The following is a 17,346-nucleotide window of genomic DNA, read 5'->3' on the forward strand; positions in this document are numbered from 1 at the left end:
GGAGGTACTGCCCCCATGACCCTGTTCTTCGCCCTCTGTTTCGTCGGCGTTGCAGTGGCCGGGTTCAGTGCCTTCGTGATCTTCTGGCCGCTGACCCTGGTGCACGTGCGCGACCGCCATCCGGCGCTCGCCGCGCGCTTCGGCAGCGGCGCCTTCCTCAAGCCCGATGCCCTGGCCTGGCTGCTGCGCCGCGACTATCGGCAGCAACCGGACCGCTCGCTGTCCGGGCTGGCGACACCGGCCTGGGTATCGCTGCTGACCCTGCTGGCCGGACTGGGCATGGCCGCCCTGCTCTGGCTGGCCTCGCTCTGGTAATACGCTCATGAACGACATCACCGCCTCGCGCGACAGCTGGTGGCTGGCCAGCCTCGGCAACACCCTGATCTGGGCGCGCCTGCGCGTTCGCCCGGCCGGCACCGCCGAAGTGCTCGACAGCGATGGCAACACGCTGAGCTACGACAGCGAAGACACCGCCCGTTCGCAGTTGTTCGACGCCGAGTTCGTCGAGTACGACGGCCTGGACGAGGAGGACGCACTGGTGCGCGGCTTCAGCCTGCACGAAGTGCAGCCGCCGCAGGCCGACAGCGACGAGGGTCTGCGTGGCCGCATGGTCCAGTCGCTGGGCGGGCGCGCCTGACCCCTGCATGTTCACCCCGCGCGCCTTCGCCGAGACCGACCTGCTCTGGCTGGACCGCCTGCTGGCGCGCGACCCGTTCGTTACCGTGCTCACCCCCGGCAGCGATGGCCTGCCGGAGCTGACCCGGATGCCGGTGCTGTACCGGCGTGACGGCGACCAGATCGAACTGCGCGGCCACTGGGCCCGCGCCAACCCGCAGTCGCGCCACAGCGGCGCGGCCAAGGTACTGGTCGATGGCCCACACGGCTACGTGTCGGCCAGCTGGTATCCGGACAAGGAGCCCGCCGCGCGGGTACCCACCTGGAACTACGCCGCTGCCGAGCTGCGTGGCCAGCTGCAGACCTTCGACGACGCTGATGCGCTGGCCGAACTGGTCGGCGCGATCAGCGACCACTTCGAAGCCAGCGCCGGCCAGGCCTGGCGGTTCGATGCCACGCGCGCCGAACACGGCCCGGAGCTGCGCGCCATCGTCGGCTTCCGCTTCCAGGTGGAACACGTGCAGCTGAAGCTGAAACTCAGCCAGAACCATCCCGACGCCAACCAGCAGGCCGTGATCGCCGCACTGGAAGCGCTCGCCTCCCCGTCCTCCCATGAGCTGGCGCAGTGGATGCGCTGGCACCGTGAACAGTCCGCCTCCAGCGGCTGATCACCCCAGCTTCCCGCGACGGCGCGACCAGAACGGCCGCGCCTTGCCCCCACCCGACGCCAGGGATACCGCACATGAAAGACATCCACCGCCTGCTGCAGAACAACCGCGACTGGGCCGACCGCATCGCCAAGGAAGACCCTGAGTTCTTCCAGCAGCTGTCCAAGCAGCAGCATCCGGAATACCTGTGGATCGGCTGCTCCGACTCGCGGGTGCCGGCCAACCAGATCATCGGCATGGCCCCGGGTGAAGTGTTCGTGCACCGCAACGTCGCCAACGTGGTCGCGCACACCGACCTGAACTGCCTGAGCGTGGTGCAGTACGCGGTGGACCAGTTGAAGGTGAAGCACATCCTGATCGTCGGCCACTACGGCTGCGGCGGCGTGCACGCCTGCCTGCACAATACCCGCGTCGGCCTGGCCGACAACTGGCTGCGCCATGTCGGCGACGTGGTGCAGAAGCACCAGGGCATCCTCGATGCGATCGAGGATGACGAGCTGAAGCACGCGCGCCTGTGCGAACTGAACGTGATCGAGCAGGTCGCCAACCTGTGCCGTTCGACCATCGTCGAGGACGCCTGGGCGCGCGGGCAGAAGCTGATGGTGCACGGCTGGGTCTACAGCCTGAAGAACGGCCGGGTCAGCGAAATGGGCATCGATGTCGGTGGACCGGAGGAGCTGAAGCCGGCCTATGAAAAGGCACTGTCCTACGTGCCCCGCCAGGGCCGGCGCGACTGACCTCACTACGGACCACGACCATGCTCGCCTCGCCGATCAACCTGCACGCCTGGATCGAAGAAAACCGCCACCTGCTGAAGCCGCCGGTGGGCAACAAGATGATCGACAACGGCGACTTCATCGTGATGGTCGTGGGCGGGCCGAATTCGCGCACCGACTATCACTACGACGAAGGCCCGGAGTGGTTCTACCAGCTCGAGGGCGAGATGGTGCTGAAGGTGCAGGAGGACGGCGCGGTGCGCGACATTCCGATCCGCGCCGGCGAGATCTTCCTGCTGCCGGCCAGGGTGCCGCACTCGCCGCGGCGCCCGCCCGGCGGCATCGGCCTGGTGGTCGAGCGCAAGCGCCTGCCGCACGAGAAGGACGGCGTGATCTGGCATTGCGAACGCTGCAACCACAAGCTGCACGAAGAGTTCTTCCCGCTGCAGAACATCGAGACCGACCTGCCCAAGGTGTTCGCGCGCTATCACGCCAGCCTGGAGCTGCGTACCTGCAGCCAGTGCGGGCACGTGGATCCGCTGCCGGTGCCGGCGGCGGGCTGACGCCCACACCGGTAGGCGCCCACCCTGGTGGGCGCATGGATCCACGCGCGCCAGCCAAGGTTGGCCACTACCAGAAAACGCGGCGCTCGAAGCGTGGCCGCGTCTACCGGGCCATGCCCCAGGCGCTACACTGGCGGTCCCGTTGCAGCCTGTTGCCCGACCATGTCCGACCTGCTCAGCCGCACCCACGCCATTGCCCTGGACGCCGCCGATCCGCTGCGCCCGCTGCGTAACGAATTCCTGATTCCGCGCCATGGCGGTGGCGAGCAGACCTACTTCGTCGGCAACTCGCTGGGCCTGCAGCCGCGTGGCGCCCAGGCCGCGGTGCAGGAAGTGATGAAGCAATGGGGCGAGCTGGCGGTGGAAGGCCACTTCACCGGCCCGACGCAGTGGCTGTCCTACCACCGCCTGGTGAGCGCGCAGCTGGCCCGCGTGGTCGGTGCACTGCCCAGCGAAGTGGTGGCGATGAACACGCTGAGCGTGAACCTGCACCTGATGATGGTCAGCTTCTACCGACCGACCGCGCAGCGCCCGGTGATCCTGATGGAAGCCGGTGCATTCCCGACCGACCGACACGCGGTGGAAGCGCAGATCCGTTTCCACGGGTTCGACCCCGCCGAGTGCCTGGTGGAAGTGCAACCGGACGAAGCCAACGGAACGATCTCGCTCACCGCGATCGAGCGCGCCATCGCCGAACACGGTCCGCGCCTTGCACTGGTGCTGTGGCCCGGCGTGCAGTACCGCACCGGCCAGGCCTTCGACCTCGATGCAATCACCCGTGCTGCCCGCCTGCAGGGCGCGCGCATCGGCTTCGACCTGGCGCACTCGGTAGGCAACCTGCCGCTGCGCCTGCATGACGTCGCACCCGATTTCGCCGTGTGGTGCCACTACAAATACCTCAACAGCGGCCCGGGTGCGGTGGCCGGCGCGTTCGTGCACGAGCGCCATCACCGCGACACCACGCTGCCGCGCTTTGCCGGCTGGTGGGGCCATGAGGAAGCCACCCGCTTCCAGATGGCACCGCAGTTCACCCCCGCCATCGGTGCCGAAGGCTGGCAGCTCAGCAATCCGCCGATCCTCGGCCTGGCGCCGCTGCGCGCGTCGCTGGACCTGTTCGAGCGCGCCGGCATGGAGGCACTGCGCAACAAGTCGCTGGCGTTGACCGGCATGCTCGAAGCGCTTGTACGTGCACGCCTTTCCGGCGTGCTCGACATCATCACCCCGGCCGAGCCACAGCGCCGTGGCTGCCAGCTGTCATTGCGCGTGATCGGTGGCCGCGAGCGCGGCCGTGCGCTGTTCGAGCACCTGCGCGGCATCGGCGTGCTCGGCGACTGGCGCGAGCCGGACGTGATCCGCATCTCGCCCACCCCGCTCTACAACCGCTACCTGGACGTGCACCACTTCGTCGAGGAAGTGGAAGCCTGGGCCGGCCTCTGAGCCGGTCCCTCCCCTACTGCTGGACAGTTCGTTGATCGCACATGCTTCCCGCTCGTTGAGCATTATCGGTGCCGGCCTCGCCGGGTCGCTGCTGGCCATCCTGCTGTCACGCCAGGGCTGGCGCATCACCCTGTACGAACGCCGTGGCGATCCACGCGTGGCCGACTATGAGAGCGGCCGCTCGATCAACCTGGCGCTGGCCGAGCGTGGGCGCAATGCGCTGCGCCAGGCCGGTGTGGAAGACGAGGTCATGGAGCGCGCGGTGATGATGCGCGGACGCATGGTGCATCCGCGCGAAGGCGAACCGCAGCTGCAGCGCTATGGCCGCGACGACAGCGAAGTGATCTGGTCGATCCATCGCAGCGACCTCAACACCACGCTGCTGGAACTGGCCGAACAGGCTGGCGCGACCGTACACTTCCACCGCCGCCTGCACACCGTCGATTTCGACGCCGGCTACGCACGCTTCATCGACGACCGCGACGACAGCCCGCATGACATCCGCTTCGACACCCTGATCGGTGCCGATGGTGCAGGCTCGGCCCTGCGCGCGGCGATGAACCGGCGGGCGCCGCTGGGCGAGGACATCGCGTTCCTCGATCACTCCTACAAGGAGCTGGAAATTCCGCCGGCCGACGATGGCAGCTTCCGCATCGAGCGCAACGCGCTGCATATCTGGCCGCGCGGCCATTACATGTGCATCGCCCTGCCCAATCACGAAGGCACCTTCACCGTCACTTTGTTCCTGCCCAACCAGGGCGATCCCAGCTTCGCCACGATCAATACCGGCGCGCAGGCCGAGGCGCTGTTCGCGCGCGAGTTCGCCGACACCCTGCCGCTGATCCCGAACCTGCGCGCAGACTGGGAACAGCACCCGCCGGGCCTGCTTGGCACGCTGACGCTCGATCGCTGGCACCAGCAGGGCCGTGCCGTGCTGATCGGCGACGCCGCGCATGCGATGGTGCCGTTCCACGGCCAGGGCATGAACTGCGCGTTCGAGGACTGCGTTGCGCTGGCTCGCCACCTGATGGAGGCCGATGATCTGGAAGGTGCGTTCGCCGCGTTCGAAGCCGAGCGCAAGCCGAATGCACGTGCCATCCAGCAGATGGCGCTCGAGAACTACCTGGAAATGCGCGACCGCGTCGCCGACCCTGCATTCCTGCTGCAGCGCGAACTGGAACAGGAACTGCAGCGGCGCTGGCCGACCCGCTTCGTGCCGCACTACACCATGGTCACCTTCCTGCACACGCCGTACGCCGAGGCGCTGCGCCGCACCGAACTGCAACGCGACATGCTGGTGGCCGCCACCACCGGCCATGATTCACTGGACAACATCGACTGGGCCGCGCTGGAAGCGCAGATTCATGCGCAGCTGCCGGTCCTGGAGGGCGCGCACTGATGGCTGACAGCTTCCTGTTCTACGATCTGGAAACCTTCGGCCAGGACCCGCGGCGCACGCGCATCTCGCAGTTCGCCGCCATCCGCACCGACGCCGATCTCAACGAAATCGACACCCCGGTCAGCTTCTTCGTGCGCCCGGCCGATGACCTGCTGCCCTCGCCGATGGCCACCCTGGTTACCGGCATCACCCCGCAGCAGGCACTGGCCGAGGGCATCAGCGAGGCCGAGGCCTTCGACCGCATCAACGAGCAGCTGTCGCGCCCCGACACCTGCGCGCTGGGCTACAACACGCTGCGCTTCGACGATGAGTTCGTCCGCTACGGGCTGTTCCGCAACTTCCACGACCCGTACGAACGCGAGTGGCGCAACGGCAATTCGCGCTGGGACCTGCTGGACATGCTGCGGCTGATGCGCGCGATGCGCCCGGACGGCATCCAGTGGCCGCTGCGCGAGGATGGCGCCACCTCATTCAAGCTTGAGCACCTGGCCGAGGCCAACCACGTGCGCGAAGGCGATGCACACGAAGCACTGTCCGACGTGCGCGCCACCATCGGCATAGCGCGGCTGTTCAAGCAGTCGCAACCACGCCTGTGGGACTACGCCCTGAAGCTGCGCGACAAGCGTTTCGTCGGCGGCCTGCTGGACGTGGCCGCGATGAAGCCGGTGCTGCACATTTCCATGCGCTACCCGGCCAGCCGCCTGTGCGCGGCACCGGTGCTGCCGTTGGCCGTGCACCCGACCATCAACAACCGGGTGATCGTGTTCGACCTGGAAGGCGAGATCGACGATCTGCTGGAGCTGCCGGCGGAGGTGATCGCACAGCGCCTGTACATGCGTGCCAGCGAGCTGCCCGAAGGCGTGGCACGGGTACCTCTGAAGGAAGTGCATCTGAACAAGGTGCCGGCGCTGATCGCCTGGAACCACCTGCGCGCCGATGACCACGCGCGCCTCGGCCTGGATGTGGCTGCGATCGAAGCCAAGGTGGAACGCCTGCGCGCGTTCGCCCCGCAGCTGGCCGAGAAGGCCCGGCAGGTCTACAACCAGCCCCGCGCCGCCACCGTGGCCGACGTCGATGCCTCGCTGTACGACGGCTTCCTCGGCAACGGTGACAAGCCGCTGCTTGCGCTTGCACGCACCACTGCGCCCGAGCAGCTGGCCGCGCTGGAAGGTCGCTTCCGCGACCCGCGCCTGCCGGAGCTGCTGTTCCGCTACCGCGCGCGCAATCATCCCGACAGCCTCGCGCCGCCTGAACGCCAGCGCTGGCAGGATTACCGCCGCCAGCGCCTGCTCGGAGACGGCGGCCTGGGCGAACTCAACCTGCCCCAGTACCAGCAGCAGCTGGATGCACTGGCCGCCGAAGCGCCCGATGACACCCGGCGCCAGGCCCTGCTGCAATCGCTGCGCGACTGGGGCCAGCACCTGCAGGAGACGCTGTGAGCACTTATTTCTCGGACGCCAGCTTCAAGTTCCTGCGCAGCCTTGCGCGGCACAACGACAAGGCCTGGTTCAACGATCACCGCCAGCAGTACGAAGACCACGTGCGGCAGCCGTTCCTGCGCCTGCTGGGCGACCTGCAGCCGGCGCTGGCCGAGGTCAGCGAGCACTTCCGCGCCGATACCCGTGGCGTCGGTGGTTCGCTGTTCCGCATCCATCGTGACGCGCGTTTTTCCAACGACAAGTCGCCGTACAAGACCTGGCAGGGTGCACGCCTGTTCCATGAGCGCCGCCGCGAAGTGGCCGCGCCCTCGTTCTACGTGCACCTGCAGCCGGGCGAGAGTTTCGTCGGCGCTGGCCTGTGGCATCCGGAACCGGAAACCCAGCGCCGCGTACGCCACTTCATCCTCGACAATCCGGGCAGCTGGAAGGCCGCCGCGCATGCACCGGCCCTGCGCAAACGCTTCGATTTCGAGGAGAGCGAAAAGCTGGTGCGGCCCCCGCGTGGCTTCCCGGCCGACTTCGAGTTCATCGACGACCTCAAGCACCGCAACTGGGTGATGTGGCGCTCGCTGGACGATGCCACCATGACCGGCCCGCGCCTGCTGTCCACGCTGGGCAAGGACCTGGCTGGGCTCGGCCCGTTCGTTGACTACCTGTGCGCGGCGCTGGACCTGGAGTTCTGAGCCGCATCACCTGCCGTTCACCACTGGCTGCCTCACTTGCGGCAGTCTGGACAGCATGAAGAAGCTCACTGCACTGGCCGTGCTGCTGGTCCTGGCCTTGGCTGCGTGGTGGTTCGGCGGCCCGTACATGGCCGTGCATGGCCTGTCCAAGGCCATCGAAGAACGCGACACGGCGCGACTGGAACGCTATGTCGATTTCCCTCGCGTGCGCAGCAGCCTGCGCGCCCAGCTCAACGATTATCTGGTACGCCAGGCCGGCCCGGATGTAGCGGCCAGCCCGTTCGGCGCCCTGCTCTACGGCCTCGGCGACCAGCTCGGCGGTGCAGCGGTGGAAACCATGGTGACCCCGACCGGGATCGGCGCAATGCTGCAGGGCCACCTGCTGTGGAAGCGCGGCCGCAATGAACTGCAGGGCGGTGATGCCTTCGGCGCGACCGAGCCGGCACGGCCATTGAAGAACGCCGAGCATCACTTCGAAGCGCTGGACCGCTTCGTGATCGACGTCGATCGCGGCCCCGACCAGCCGCCGATGAAAGTGGTGCTGGAACCGCAGGGCCTGCGCTGGAAGGTGGTGGATCTGCAGTTGGGGATGTCCGGCAGCCCGTGACGGGTCATGCCCTTCGACGGCGCTGCTTTCGGTAGGTGCCCACCTTGGTGGGCGCCGATGCATGGCAGTGCCAACCAACGGTTGGCACCCACCCGGCATGGTCTCACCCCTCGTTGGCGACACCGTGCGGTACGTGGCCGGCGGCCACGTGTTCGCGCGCACTGTCGATGTTGTGCTGCGAATCATCGAAGAAGATGTCGGCACCGAACGCCTGCAGGAACGGCCCCTTGTGGCGGCCGCCGAGGAACAGCGCTTCGTCGAGGCGCACTCCCCACTCGCGCAGGGTGCGGATTACGCGCTCATGCGCCGGTGCCGAGCGTGCGGTCACCAGCGCAGTGCGGATCGGCGCGCTCTCGCCGGCCGGGAACACTTCCTGCAGCGTATGCAGGGCCGACAGGAAACCGCGGAATGGGCCGCCGCTGAGGGGTTCGCGGGCCCGTTCACGCTCGTGCCGGCCAAACGCCTCCACGCCCTGCTCGCGGGAGATGCGCTCGCTCTCGTCACCGAAGATCACTGCGTCACCGTCGAAGGCGATGCGCAACTGGCCGGCCGGGCGACCGGTATCGATCTGGTCGGCCGCCGCGGCGGCGGTCTCGCCGGGCGGCTTGGGCAGGATGGTTGCCGCGGCGATGCCATGGCGCAGCGCGCTGCGCACCGATTCCGGGTTGGCCGACAGGAACAGGTCGGTGCCGAACGGCTTCACGTACGGCCAGGTCGGCTCGCCGGCGGTGAACGTCGCGCGGATGATGCCCAGGCCGTAGTGCTGGATCGAATTGAAGATGCGCAGGCCGGTATCGGCCGAGTTGCGCGACAGCAGGATCACCTCGACGCGAGGATTCTCCGGGCTGGCCCCCTGGTTCAAAGCCAGCAGCTTGCGCACCACCGGGAAGGCCACGCCGGGGCCGAGGATATCGTCCTCGTGCTGGCGCTGGAATTCGGCATAGGCCGCCACGCCGTCGCTCTCGAACAGCGCGTGGCTTTCCTCGAGGTCGAACAGCGCGCGCGAGGTCACCGCGACGGTCAGCAAACGGGGGGAGTTGTCGCCCATCGGTGGGGGTCCTTCAAGCGGTCGGCACGGCCGGCTGCCCATTGTCCTCAAAAAACGAACTGTTCGCTCAGGATCCGGTCTTCCAGGTTGTGCTCCGGGTCGAACAGCAGGGTCACGCGGCGGTCCTTCGACTCACGGATGGTCACCTCGACCACGTCGCGGGTCTCGTGCGAATCGGCAGTCACGCTGACCGGGCGCTTGTACGGATCGAGCACGCGGAAGCGCACTTCGGTATCGGCCTTCAGGATCGCGCCGCGCCAGCGCCGCGGCCGGTACGGGGCCAACGGCGTCAGCGCGATGGTGTGCGAGCCCAGCGGCAGCACCGGACCATGCGCGGAATAGTTGTAGGCGGTGCTGCCGGCCGGGGTGGCCACCAGCACGCCGTCGCCGATCAGTTCGGCCACGCGCTCCTGGCCGTTCAGATCGATACCGATATGCGCGGCCTGCCGGGTCTGGCGCAGCAGCGAAACATCGTTGTAGGCCAGCGAACCGGTACTGGTGCCGGACTCGGTCAGCGCCACCATTTCCAGCGGGCGCAGGTTGGCCGGTTCTGCGCGTGCGATGCGGGCCTGCACATCGTCGTCTCCACGGTACTGGTTCATCAGGAAGCCGACCGTGCCCAGCTTCATGCCGAACACCGGCTTGCCCAGGTGCCCATGCCGATGCAGGGTCTGCAGCATGAAGCCGTCGCCCCCCAGCGGGCACAGCACGTCGGCCTGCTCCGGCGCGTGATCGCCATAACGCGAGATCATCGCCGCGCGGGCCATCTGCGCGGGCTCGGCGGTGCTGGCCAGGAAAGCGATGCGGGGGGTGTCGCTCATCGGTGGATCCGGGTGGGTGTGCCTGCAAGAGCATACCCGGTAGTGCCGGCCGCTGGCCGGCAGCTGCACCCGGTTGCGGTTCATGCGGCTGCCGGCCAGCGGCCGGCACTACCGTGCAATGCAGAACGGCCCCGCTTTCGCGGGGCCGTTCCGGTTCACGCATGCCAGGCATGGCCTGGCACTACTTCACTTACGCGCCGTGTGCCGCCAGCTGGCCCAGGCGCTGCACCGCGACCGAAACGGTCGGGTAGTCCAGGGTCTTCTGCTCGGCCAGTTCGGCCAGCATCGCCAGGGTGAAGCGCAGGCTGTTGTCGTCGCGGCCCATCCAGGCTGCGACCTTGGCCTCCGCGCTGCTGCCCTTGGTGCCCAGCACCTGGCCGGCCAGGCTGCGGTGGTTGGCGGCCAGCTCGTCACGCAGCACGCCACGTGCCACGGCGTGCCAACGACCGTTGACCTCCAGCGCATCGACCTGCTCGAACAGCCACGGCAGCTGCAGGGCATCGCCCAGGCGGAAGTGGACCTTGGACACGTCCACCGGCTTCAGCTTGCGGGTGCGGGCCAGTTCGATGATGTCGAACGCCGGCTCCAGGAAGTGCAGTTCGGCCAGCTGCTGCGCCAGCGCGGACGGCAGGCCCTTTTCCTTCCACTCGGCCACCAGGGCTTCGTAGGTCGGACGCTGCGAATCCGGCAGCACACCCGAGGCAACGCGGATGTCGTTGAACGGACCCTGGTAGCGGTTGACCGCTTCAGTGATGCCCGGCATCGCGCCCGGGCGCGACAGCAGCCAACGCACGAACGAACGCTGCAGCTTCCAGATCACTTCCAGTGCGTCGATCTGCACCGACTCCGGCACCTTGCCGTCGAGTGCATCGATCTGCGCCCACAGCGCGCGCGCATCCAGCGTTTCGCGACTGATGGTGTAGGCCTTGGCGACCTCGGCGATGGAACGGCCGGTGTCTTCCTGCATGCGCATCAGGAAGGTGGCGCCCATGCGGTTGATGGTCTGGTTGGTCACGGCCGTGGCGATGATTTCGCGCTTCAGGCGGTGACGCTCCATCGCGTCGGCGTACTTCTTCTGCAGCGGGGTCGGGAAGTAACGCTGCAGTTCCTTGGACAGGTACGGATCTTCCGGGATGTCCGATTCCAGCAGCTGGGCGAACGCCACCAGCTTCGAGTAGGACAGCAGCACCGACAGTTCCGGGCGGGTCAGGCCCTGGCCGCGTGCCTTGCGCTGGGACAGCTCGGCGTCGGACGGCAGGAACTCGATCTGGCGATCCAGCAGGCCCTGCTGTTCCAGGGTACGGATGAAGTGCTGCTTGGAACCCAGGCGCTTGACCGCCATCCGCTCCATCAGGCTCAGCGCCTGGTTCTGGCGGTAGTTGTCGTTGAGCACCAGCTCGGCGACTTCATCGGTCATCGAGGCCAGCAGCTTGTTGCGCTGCTCGACGGTCAGCTTCTTGGCCCGCACTACATCGTTGAGCAGGATCTTGATGTTGACTTCGTGGTCGGAGGTGTCCACACCGGCCGAGTTGTCGATGAAGTCGGTGTTGAGCAGCACGCCGGCCTGGGCGGCTTCGATGCGGCCCAGCTGGGTCATGCCCAGGTTGCCGCCCTCGCCCACCACCTTGCAGCGCAGCTCGCCACCGTTCACGCGCAGGGCGTTGTTGGCGCGGTCGCCGACATCGCTGTGCTGCTCGCTGGCAGCCTTCACGTAGGTACCGATGCCGCCGTTCCACAGCAGGTCGACCGGTGCCTTCAGGATCGCGCTCATCAGATCGTTCGGCGACAGCGCCTTGACGTTGTCATCCAGGCCCAGCGCTTCACGCACCTGCGGGGTGATCTCGATCGACTTCAGGCTGCGCGGGTACACGCCGCCGCCCTTGCTGATCAGCTTGGCGTCGTAGTCCGCCCAGCTCGAACGTGGCACGGTGAACAGGCGCTCACGTTCGACGAACGTGGTGGCCGCATCCGGGTTCGGGTCCAGGAAGATGTGGCGGTGGTCGAAGGCAGCGACCAGGCGGATGTGGCGCGACAGCAGCATGCCGTTGCCGAACACGTCGCCGGACATGTCGCCGACGCCGACCGCAGTGAAGTCCTGGGTCTGGCTGTCACGGCCCAGCGCGCGGAAGTGGCGCTTGACCGATTCCCACGCACCGCGTGCGGTGATGCCCATGCCCTTGTGGTCATAGCCAACCGAACCACCGGAGGCGAACGCATCGCCCATCCAGAAGCCGTGCGCGATGGCCAGGCCGTTGGCGATGTCGGAGAAGGTCGCGGTGCCCTTGTCGGCGGCCACCACCAGGTACGGATCGTCCATGTCGTGGCGCACGACATCCACCGGCGGCACGATCTTGTTGTTGACGATGTTGTCGGTGATGTCCAGCAGGCCCTGGATGAACAGCTTGTAGCAGGCCACGCCGTTGGCGAAGATCGCGTCGCGGTCGCCGTTCACCGGCGGGGTCTTGGCGAAGAAGCCGCCCTTCGCGCCGACCGGCACGATCACGGTGTTCTTGACCATCTGTGCCTTGACCAGGCCCAGCACTTCGGTACGGAAGTCTTCGCGACGGTCCGACCAGCGCAGGCCACCACGGGCGACCGCGCCGAAGCGCAGGTGGGTACCTTCCACGCGCGGGCCGTAGACGAAGATCTCGCGGTACGGGCGCGGCTTCGGCAGGTCCGGCACCAGCGCCGAATCAAACTTGAAGCTGATGACATGGCCGTGCTGGCCGTTGGCATCGGTCTGGTAGTAGCTGGTGCGCAGGGTCGCGTCGATCACGCCCATGAACGAGCGCAGGATGCGGTCCTCGTCCAGGCTGGACACACGGTCCATCAGCTTCAGCAGCGCATCGCGCGCGGCCTGCATCTGCGCGTCGCGGTCACCCTTGCGGGCGTCGACCACGGTCTTGAGCACCTTCAGGGTGGCGTCGTCGCCAGCAGCCAGCACATCGAAGTGGGCCTTCAGCTGGGCCTGGCCGGCGGCGATGTCGTCCTTGCTCTCGTGGCCGGTAGCCGGATCGAAGCGCGCTTCGAACAGCTCGACCAGCAGTCGGGCCAGCAGCGGGTAGCGCGCGAAGGTGCCTTCCACGTAGGCCTGCGAGAACGGCACGCCGGTCTGCAGCAGGTACTTGCAGTAGCCACGCAGCATGGCGACCTGGCGCCAGTGCAGGCCGGCAGCCAGCACCAGGCGGTTGAAGCCGTCGTTCTCGGCATCGCCGTGCCAGACGCGGGCAAAGGTCTCGCCGAAGGCTTCATCGACGCTGGCGGCATCGATCGCGCCGGCGGTCGATTCGACCTCGAAGTCCTGCACGTACACCGGGGCGTTGTCGACCGACAGGCGGTACGGACGCTCGGCGATCACGCGCAGGCCCATGTTTTCCATCATCGGCAGCGCGTCCGACAGCGGGATGTCGTCCAGCTGGCGATACAGCTTCAGGCGCAGGCCATCACCGCTTTCGCGCGGCACGGTCTGCAGGCTCAGGCGCAGGTCGTCCGGGCCGGTCAGGGCATCAAGCTGGCTGACATCGTTGGCTGCAACCGCGGTGCTGTTGTCTTCGATGTAGCCGGCCGGCAGCGCCTTGCCGATACGCGCGGCGATGCGCAGGCCTTCGGTCTCGCCGTGGCGGGCCACCAGCGCTTCGCGCAGGTCGTCCTGCCAGTTGCGCAGCACCTGGGCCAGCTTCTGCTCCAGTTCGGCGGTATCAACGTCGAGCATTTCACCCGGCTTCGGGCGCACGATCAGGTGAACCTGGGCCAGCGGCGATTCGCCCAGCACCACCGAGCTGTCCACGTACTCACCGTGCAGCGCGTCCTTCAGCATCGCCTCGATGCGCAGGCGCACGTCGGTGTTGAAGCGCTCGCGCGGCAGGTAGACCAGCGCGGAGATGAAACGGCTGTACTTGTCGCGGCGCAGGAACAGGCGGCTGCGCACGCGTTCCTGCAGGCCCAGCACGCCCATCGCGGTGCGGAACAGTTCGTCCTCGCTGGACTGGAACAGTTCTTCGCGCGGCAGGGTTTCCAGGATGTGGCGCAGGGCCTTGCCACTGTGGCTGGCCGGGGCCAGGCCGGACTGCTTCATCACGTGCTCGTGGCGCTGGCGCACCAGCGGGATCTCCCACGGGCGGCGGTTGTAGGCGCTGGAGGTGAACAGGCCGAGGAAGCGCTGCTCGCCGATGATCTTGCCCTTGGCGTCGAATTCCAGCACGCCGATGTAGTCCATGTAGCCGGCGCGGTGCACGCGCGAACGGGCATTGGTCTTGGTCAGGATCAGCGCGTCCTTCAGGCCGGACGTGGCGTTCAGGCCCTGCGCGGCCAGGGTCTTGACCGGGCGGGCCGCGGACTTGTCCTTGCCGCGCATCAGGCCCAGGCCGGTGTCGTTCAGCGGCGCAAGTACGTCTTCCTTGCCCTGCTTCTCGACGCGGTACTCGCGGTAGCCGAAGAAGGTGAAGTGGTTGTCGGCGGCCCAGCGCAGGAACTCCTGTGCTTCCTTGCGCGATGCATCGTCGACCGGCAGCTGGCGCTTGCCCAGGTCGTCGGCCAGCGCCAGTGCCTTGTCCTTCATCGGCTGCCAGTCGCGCACGATCGCGCGCACTTCGTCCAGCGCCTTGTTGATGGCCTGTTCGATGGCGGCCATGGCTTCGGCCGGCTGGCGGTCGATCTCCAGCAGCATCACCGACTCGGCATCACCCTCGCCGACCTTGACCAGCTTGCCGGCCTTGTCGCGGGTGAAGCGCAGCACCGGGTGGCCCAGCACGTGGACGCCCACGCCCTGCTCGGCCAGCGACATGGTGACCGTATCGACGAGGAACGGCATGTCATCGTTGACGATCTGCAGCACGGTGTGCGGCGATTCCCAACCGTTGGCCTTCGCGGTCGGATTGAACACGCGGACGTTGGCCTTGCCGGCCTTGCGGGCACGCGCGAATTCCAGCGTCTCAGCCGCGAGAGCGGCCCACTCTTCAGCGCTGTGGTGCGGGAACTCGTCCGACTCCATGCGCTTGTAGAAGTCAGTGGCAAAGGCCACTGCTTCGGCCTGTGCGGCCGCGGGGTAGCGCTTGCGCAAGGCCGTGTACACCGGCTCCAGGGAGAAACCAGCGGTCACTGCGACCTCCGACTCTGCTGGTTTCGTCTTGTTCTTCACGGTCTTGGCTGCGGTTTTTTGCGGTTTCATGGCAGAGCGATGCGCTTGCTCAGTTGGGAAAATGAAATTGTAGCCCTACCGCGCGAAAAGGCCTTGCTGCAGGACGGAATAAGCAGATTCGGGTTTGCTGCGGTTCAAACGCCTATTCAGTTCGCACCGGTATGGTGCTGGCGCCTGTTTCAGCACTGCCGGCAGGATCGGCAAAACGTGTTACCGGAAGACACACGCGGCGACGCCGACGCGATTCCACAATCCTGAACTGGACGGTATAGTCCACCGCGTGAACCCGGCCTACCTACCCGTTGCCCTCGATGCACGCGATGAGCGTGTGTTCGACGCCGTACGCGAACTGCTGGCCCAGCAGGGCATGCAGATGAGCATGGAGGCGGTGGCCCAGCACGCTGGCTGCTCCAAGCAGACCCTGTACTCGCGCTACGGCAGCAAGCAGGAACTGCTGCGCCGGGTGATGCAGCGCCACGTCGGCCACGCTACCGGCGCCATGGTTCGTGCACTCCGCACTGACGACCTGCGTGCCAGCCTGCTCCAGTTCGCCACCGACTTCCTGGAGCACTTCAACCAACCGCACGTGGGCCAGGCTTGCCGGCTGATCGCCGCCGACGCGGCCCAGTTTCCCGAAGAGGCGCGTACGCTGTACCGGCACGGAGCCGGCGCACTGACGCTTCATCTTGCTGAATGGATTGAAACCGTTTGCATGCGTGGCCAGCTCCGGCATGACGACCCGCACTTCATGGCCGAACTGCTGCTGAGCATGATTGCCGGTCAGGATTTCGACAAACAGCGTTTCCATACCCCCCATCGTGATGACGCGCGGCTGCGTCGGCGCTGGGCAGAGTTCTCCGTCGACAGCTTCCTGCGCGCCTTCGCGCCTCAGCCGTCGCCGGCCCCGTCTTCAAACCAACCCCGGAGTTCCTCCTGATGACCGCCCCACTCCGCACCCTTGCCTTGACGTGCGCCGTTGCTGTCGCGCTGGCTGCCTGCAAGAAGCCGGAACAGCAGACGCCCCCGCCGCCGGAGGTGGGCGTGATCGACGCCAAGCCGCAGACCCTGCCGCTGCAGCGCGAGCTGGTCGGTCGCCTGTCGCCGTTCCGCAGCGCCGACGTGCGCGCGCGCGTGCCGGGCGTGCTGCTCAAGCGCGTCTACCAGGAAGGCTCGCAGGTCAAGCAGGGCCAGACCCTGTTCCTGATCGACCCGGCGCCGCTGCGTGCCTCGCTCAACGCCTCCGAAGCACAGCTGGCCTCGGCCCGCGCGACCTACGCCAACGCCAAGGTGGCCGCCGACCGTGCACGTTCGCTGGCGCCGCAGCAGTTCGTCTCCAAGTCCGACCTGGACAACGCTGAATCGGCCGAGCGTACCGCGCTGGCGGCGGTCAAGCAGGCCGAAGCAGCGGTGACTTCCTCGCGCATCAGCCTGGGCTACACCGAAGTAACCGCACCGATCAGCGGCGTGGCCAACAAGCAGCAGGTCACCGAAGGCGCGCTGGTCGGCCAGGGCGATGTGACCCTGCTGACCACCGTCGACCAGCTCGACCCGCTGTACGTGAACTTCTCGCTGAGCGTGGACGAGCTGACCCAGCTGCGCGCGCAACAGGCCAAGGGCGCGCTGGCGCTGTCGGGCGACGGCAAGGCCACGGTGAACGTCAAGCTGGCCGATGGCAGCACCTACAGCGAGCCGGGCACCCTGGACTTCTCCTCGACCACGGTCGACCCGGCCACCGGTGCGGTCTCGTTGCGCGCGTTGCTGCCGAACCCGCAGCAGATCCTGCTGCCGGGCGCCTTCGTCAGCTTCCAGGCCAACCTGGGCGAACGCAACAATGCCTTCCTGGTACCGCAGCAGGCCCTGCTGCGCGACACCACCGGCGGCTACGTGATGGTGGTCGGCGCCGACGGCAAGGTCGCGCGCAAGAACGTGAAGACCGATGGCGCGCAGAACGGCAACTGGCTGGTCAGCGACGGCCTGGCCGCCGGCGACAAGGTGATCGTGGCCGGCGTGCAGAAGGTCAAGGAAGGTGCACCGGCGGTGGCCAAGCCGTGGACCCCGGGGCAGGACGCCAACGGCAAGCCGGCCGCAGGCGGCGCCGCTGCGGCGGGCACCGCACCGGCTGCTGGCAAGGCACCGGCCGACGCGGCCAAGCCCGAGCAGGCCGATGCGGCCAAGCCGGCCGCCACCGATTCGAACAAGCAGTAACGGGAACC

The 17,346-nt window shown here is 67.4% G+C and carries 15 protein-coding genes; 12 read left to right on the top strand and 3 right to left on the bottom strand.

All coding sequences use genetic code 11. The annotated features are described in order from the left end of the window. The first annotated feature begins 15 nt into the window (after positions 1–15). From AC5P9F_RS09570 to AC5P9F_RS09615, 10 genes are all read left to right on the top strand, one after another. Positions 16–315 (top strand): hypothetical protein, encoded by a 300-nt coding sequence (locus tag AC5P9F_RS09570; protein WP_005410232.1) that lies wholly within the window; start codon positions 16–18, stop codon positions 313–315. Between the two features lie 7 nt (positions 316–322). Then, on the top strand, positions 323–637 hold the full coding sequence (locus tag AC5P9F_RS09575; protein WP_005410233.1) for a hypothetical protein: 315 nt from the start codon (positions 323–325) through the stop codon (positions 635–637). A 7-nt stretch (positions 638–644) separates the two neighbouring features. Then, positions 645–1,283, top strand: a complete 639-nt coding sequence (locus tag AC5P9F_RS09580) for an FMN-binding negative transcriptional regulator (protein WP_012480762.1) — start codon at positions 645–647, stop codon at positions 1,281–1,283. Positions 1,284–1,357: 74 nt separating this feature from the next. Next, positions 1,358–2,020, top strand: a complete 663-nt coding sequence (gene can / locus AC5P9F_RS09585) for a carbonate dehydratase (RefSeq protein WP_005413910.1) — start codon at positions 1,358–1,360, stop codon at positions 2,018–2,020. A gap of 20 nt (positions 2,021–2,040) precedes the next feature. Continuing rightward, positions 2,041–2,562, top strand: coding sequence for a 3-hydroxyanthranilate 3,4-dioxygenase (locus AC5P9F_RS09590; protein ID WP_005413911.1), 522 nt, complete (start codon positions 2,041–2,043; stop codon positions 2,560–2,562). 162 nt (positions 2,563–2,724) lie between these two features. Continuing rightward, entirely contained in the window at positions 2,725–3,999 is a 1,275-nt protein-coding gene (gene kynU, locus AC5P9F_RS09595; protein WP_005410237.1) for a kynureninase, read from the top strand. A 31-nt stretch (positions 4,000–4,030) separates the two neighbouring features. Then, complete coding sequence (locus AC5P9F_RS09600) at positions 4,031–5,398, top strand: FAD-dependent oxidoreductase (RefSeq protein ID WP_164173000.1); 1,368 nt, start codon at positions 4,031–4,033, stop codon at positions 5,396–5,398. Continuing rightward, complete coding sequence (gene sbcB / locus AC5P9F_RS09605) at positions 5,398–6,837, top strand: exodeoxyribonuclease I (protein WP_308678800.1); 1,440 nt, start codon at positions 5,398–5,400, stop codon at positions 6,835–6,837. The genes AC5P9F_RS09600 and sbcB overlap by 1 nt, the downstream gene beginning before the upstream one ends. Then, entirely contained in the window at positions 6,834–7,520 is a 687-nt protein-coding gene (locus AC5P9F_RS09610; RefSeq protein WP_005410240.1) for a DUF2461 domain-containing protein, read from the top strand. The genes sbcB and AC5P9F_RS09610 overlap by 4 nt, the downstream gene beginning before the upstream one ends. A 55-nt stretch (positions 7,521–7,575) precedes the next feature. Further along, a complete protein-coding gene (locus AC5P9F_RS09615) occupies positions 7,576–8,127 on the top strand; it encodes a DUF2939 domain-containing protein (protein ID WP_062607383.1) in 552 nt (183 codons plus the stop codon). Between the two features lie 103 nt (positions 8,128–8,230). Here the strand turns inward: AC5P9F_RS09615 and AC5P9F_RS09620 are convergent, their stop codons facing one another. The 3 genes from AC5P9F_RS09620 to AC5P9F_RS09630 all read right to left on the bottom strand — a co-directional run bounded on the left by AC5P9F_RS09620 (position 8,231) and on the right by AC5P9F_RS09630 (position 15,163). Beyond that, positions 8,231–9,175, bottom strand: a complete 945-nt coding sequence (locus tag AC5P9F_RS09620) for a 5'-nucleotidase (RefSeq protein ID WP_005410242.1) — start codon at positions 9,173–9,175, stop codon at positions 8,231–8,233. Between the two features lie 47 nt (positions 9,176–9,222). Beyond that, positions 9,223–9,996: an NAD kinase gene (locus tag AC5P9F_RS09625; RefSeq protein ID WP_005410243.1), complete on the bottom strand. Its 774-nt coding sequence runs from the start codon at positions 9,994–9,996 to the stop codon at positions 9,223–9,225. A 190-nt stretch (positions 9,997–10,186) separates the two neighbouring features. Further along, positions 10,187–15,163 (bottom strand): NAD-glutamate dehydrogenase, encoded by a 4,977-nt coding sequence (locus AC5P9F_RS09630; protein WP_043034706.1) that lies wholly within the window; start codon positions 15,161–15,163, stop codon positions 10,187–10,189. A gap of 250 nt (positions 15,164–15,413) precedes the next feature. Here AC5P9F_RS09630 and AC5P9F_RS09635 point away from each other — a divergent pair, with 250 nt between their 5' ends. Further along, positions 15,414–16,070 (top strand): TetR/AcrR family transcriptional regulator, encoded by a 657-nt coding sequence (locus tag AC5P9F_RS09635; RefSeq protein WP_005410245.1) that lies wholly within the window; start codon positions 15,414–15,416, stop codon positions 16,068–16,070. Beyond that, on the top strand, positions 16,070–17,338 hold the full coding sequence (locus AC5P9F_RS09640) for an efflux RND transporter periplasmic adaptor subunit (RefSeq protein ID WP_005413920.1): 1,269 nt from the start codon (positions 16,070–16,072) through the stop codon (positions 17,336–17,338). The genes AC5P9F_RS09635 and AC5P9F_RS09640 overlap by 1 nt, the downstream gene beginning before the upstream one ends. Positions 17,339–17,346: the final 8 nt, after the last annotated feature.

It is taken from the genome of Stenotrophomonas sp. YJH_SMC_4 (genome assembly GCF_059371575.1).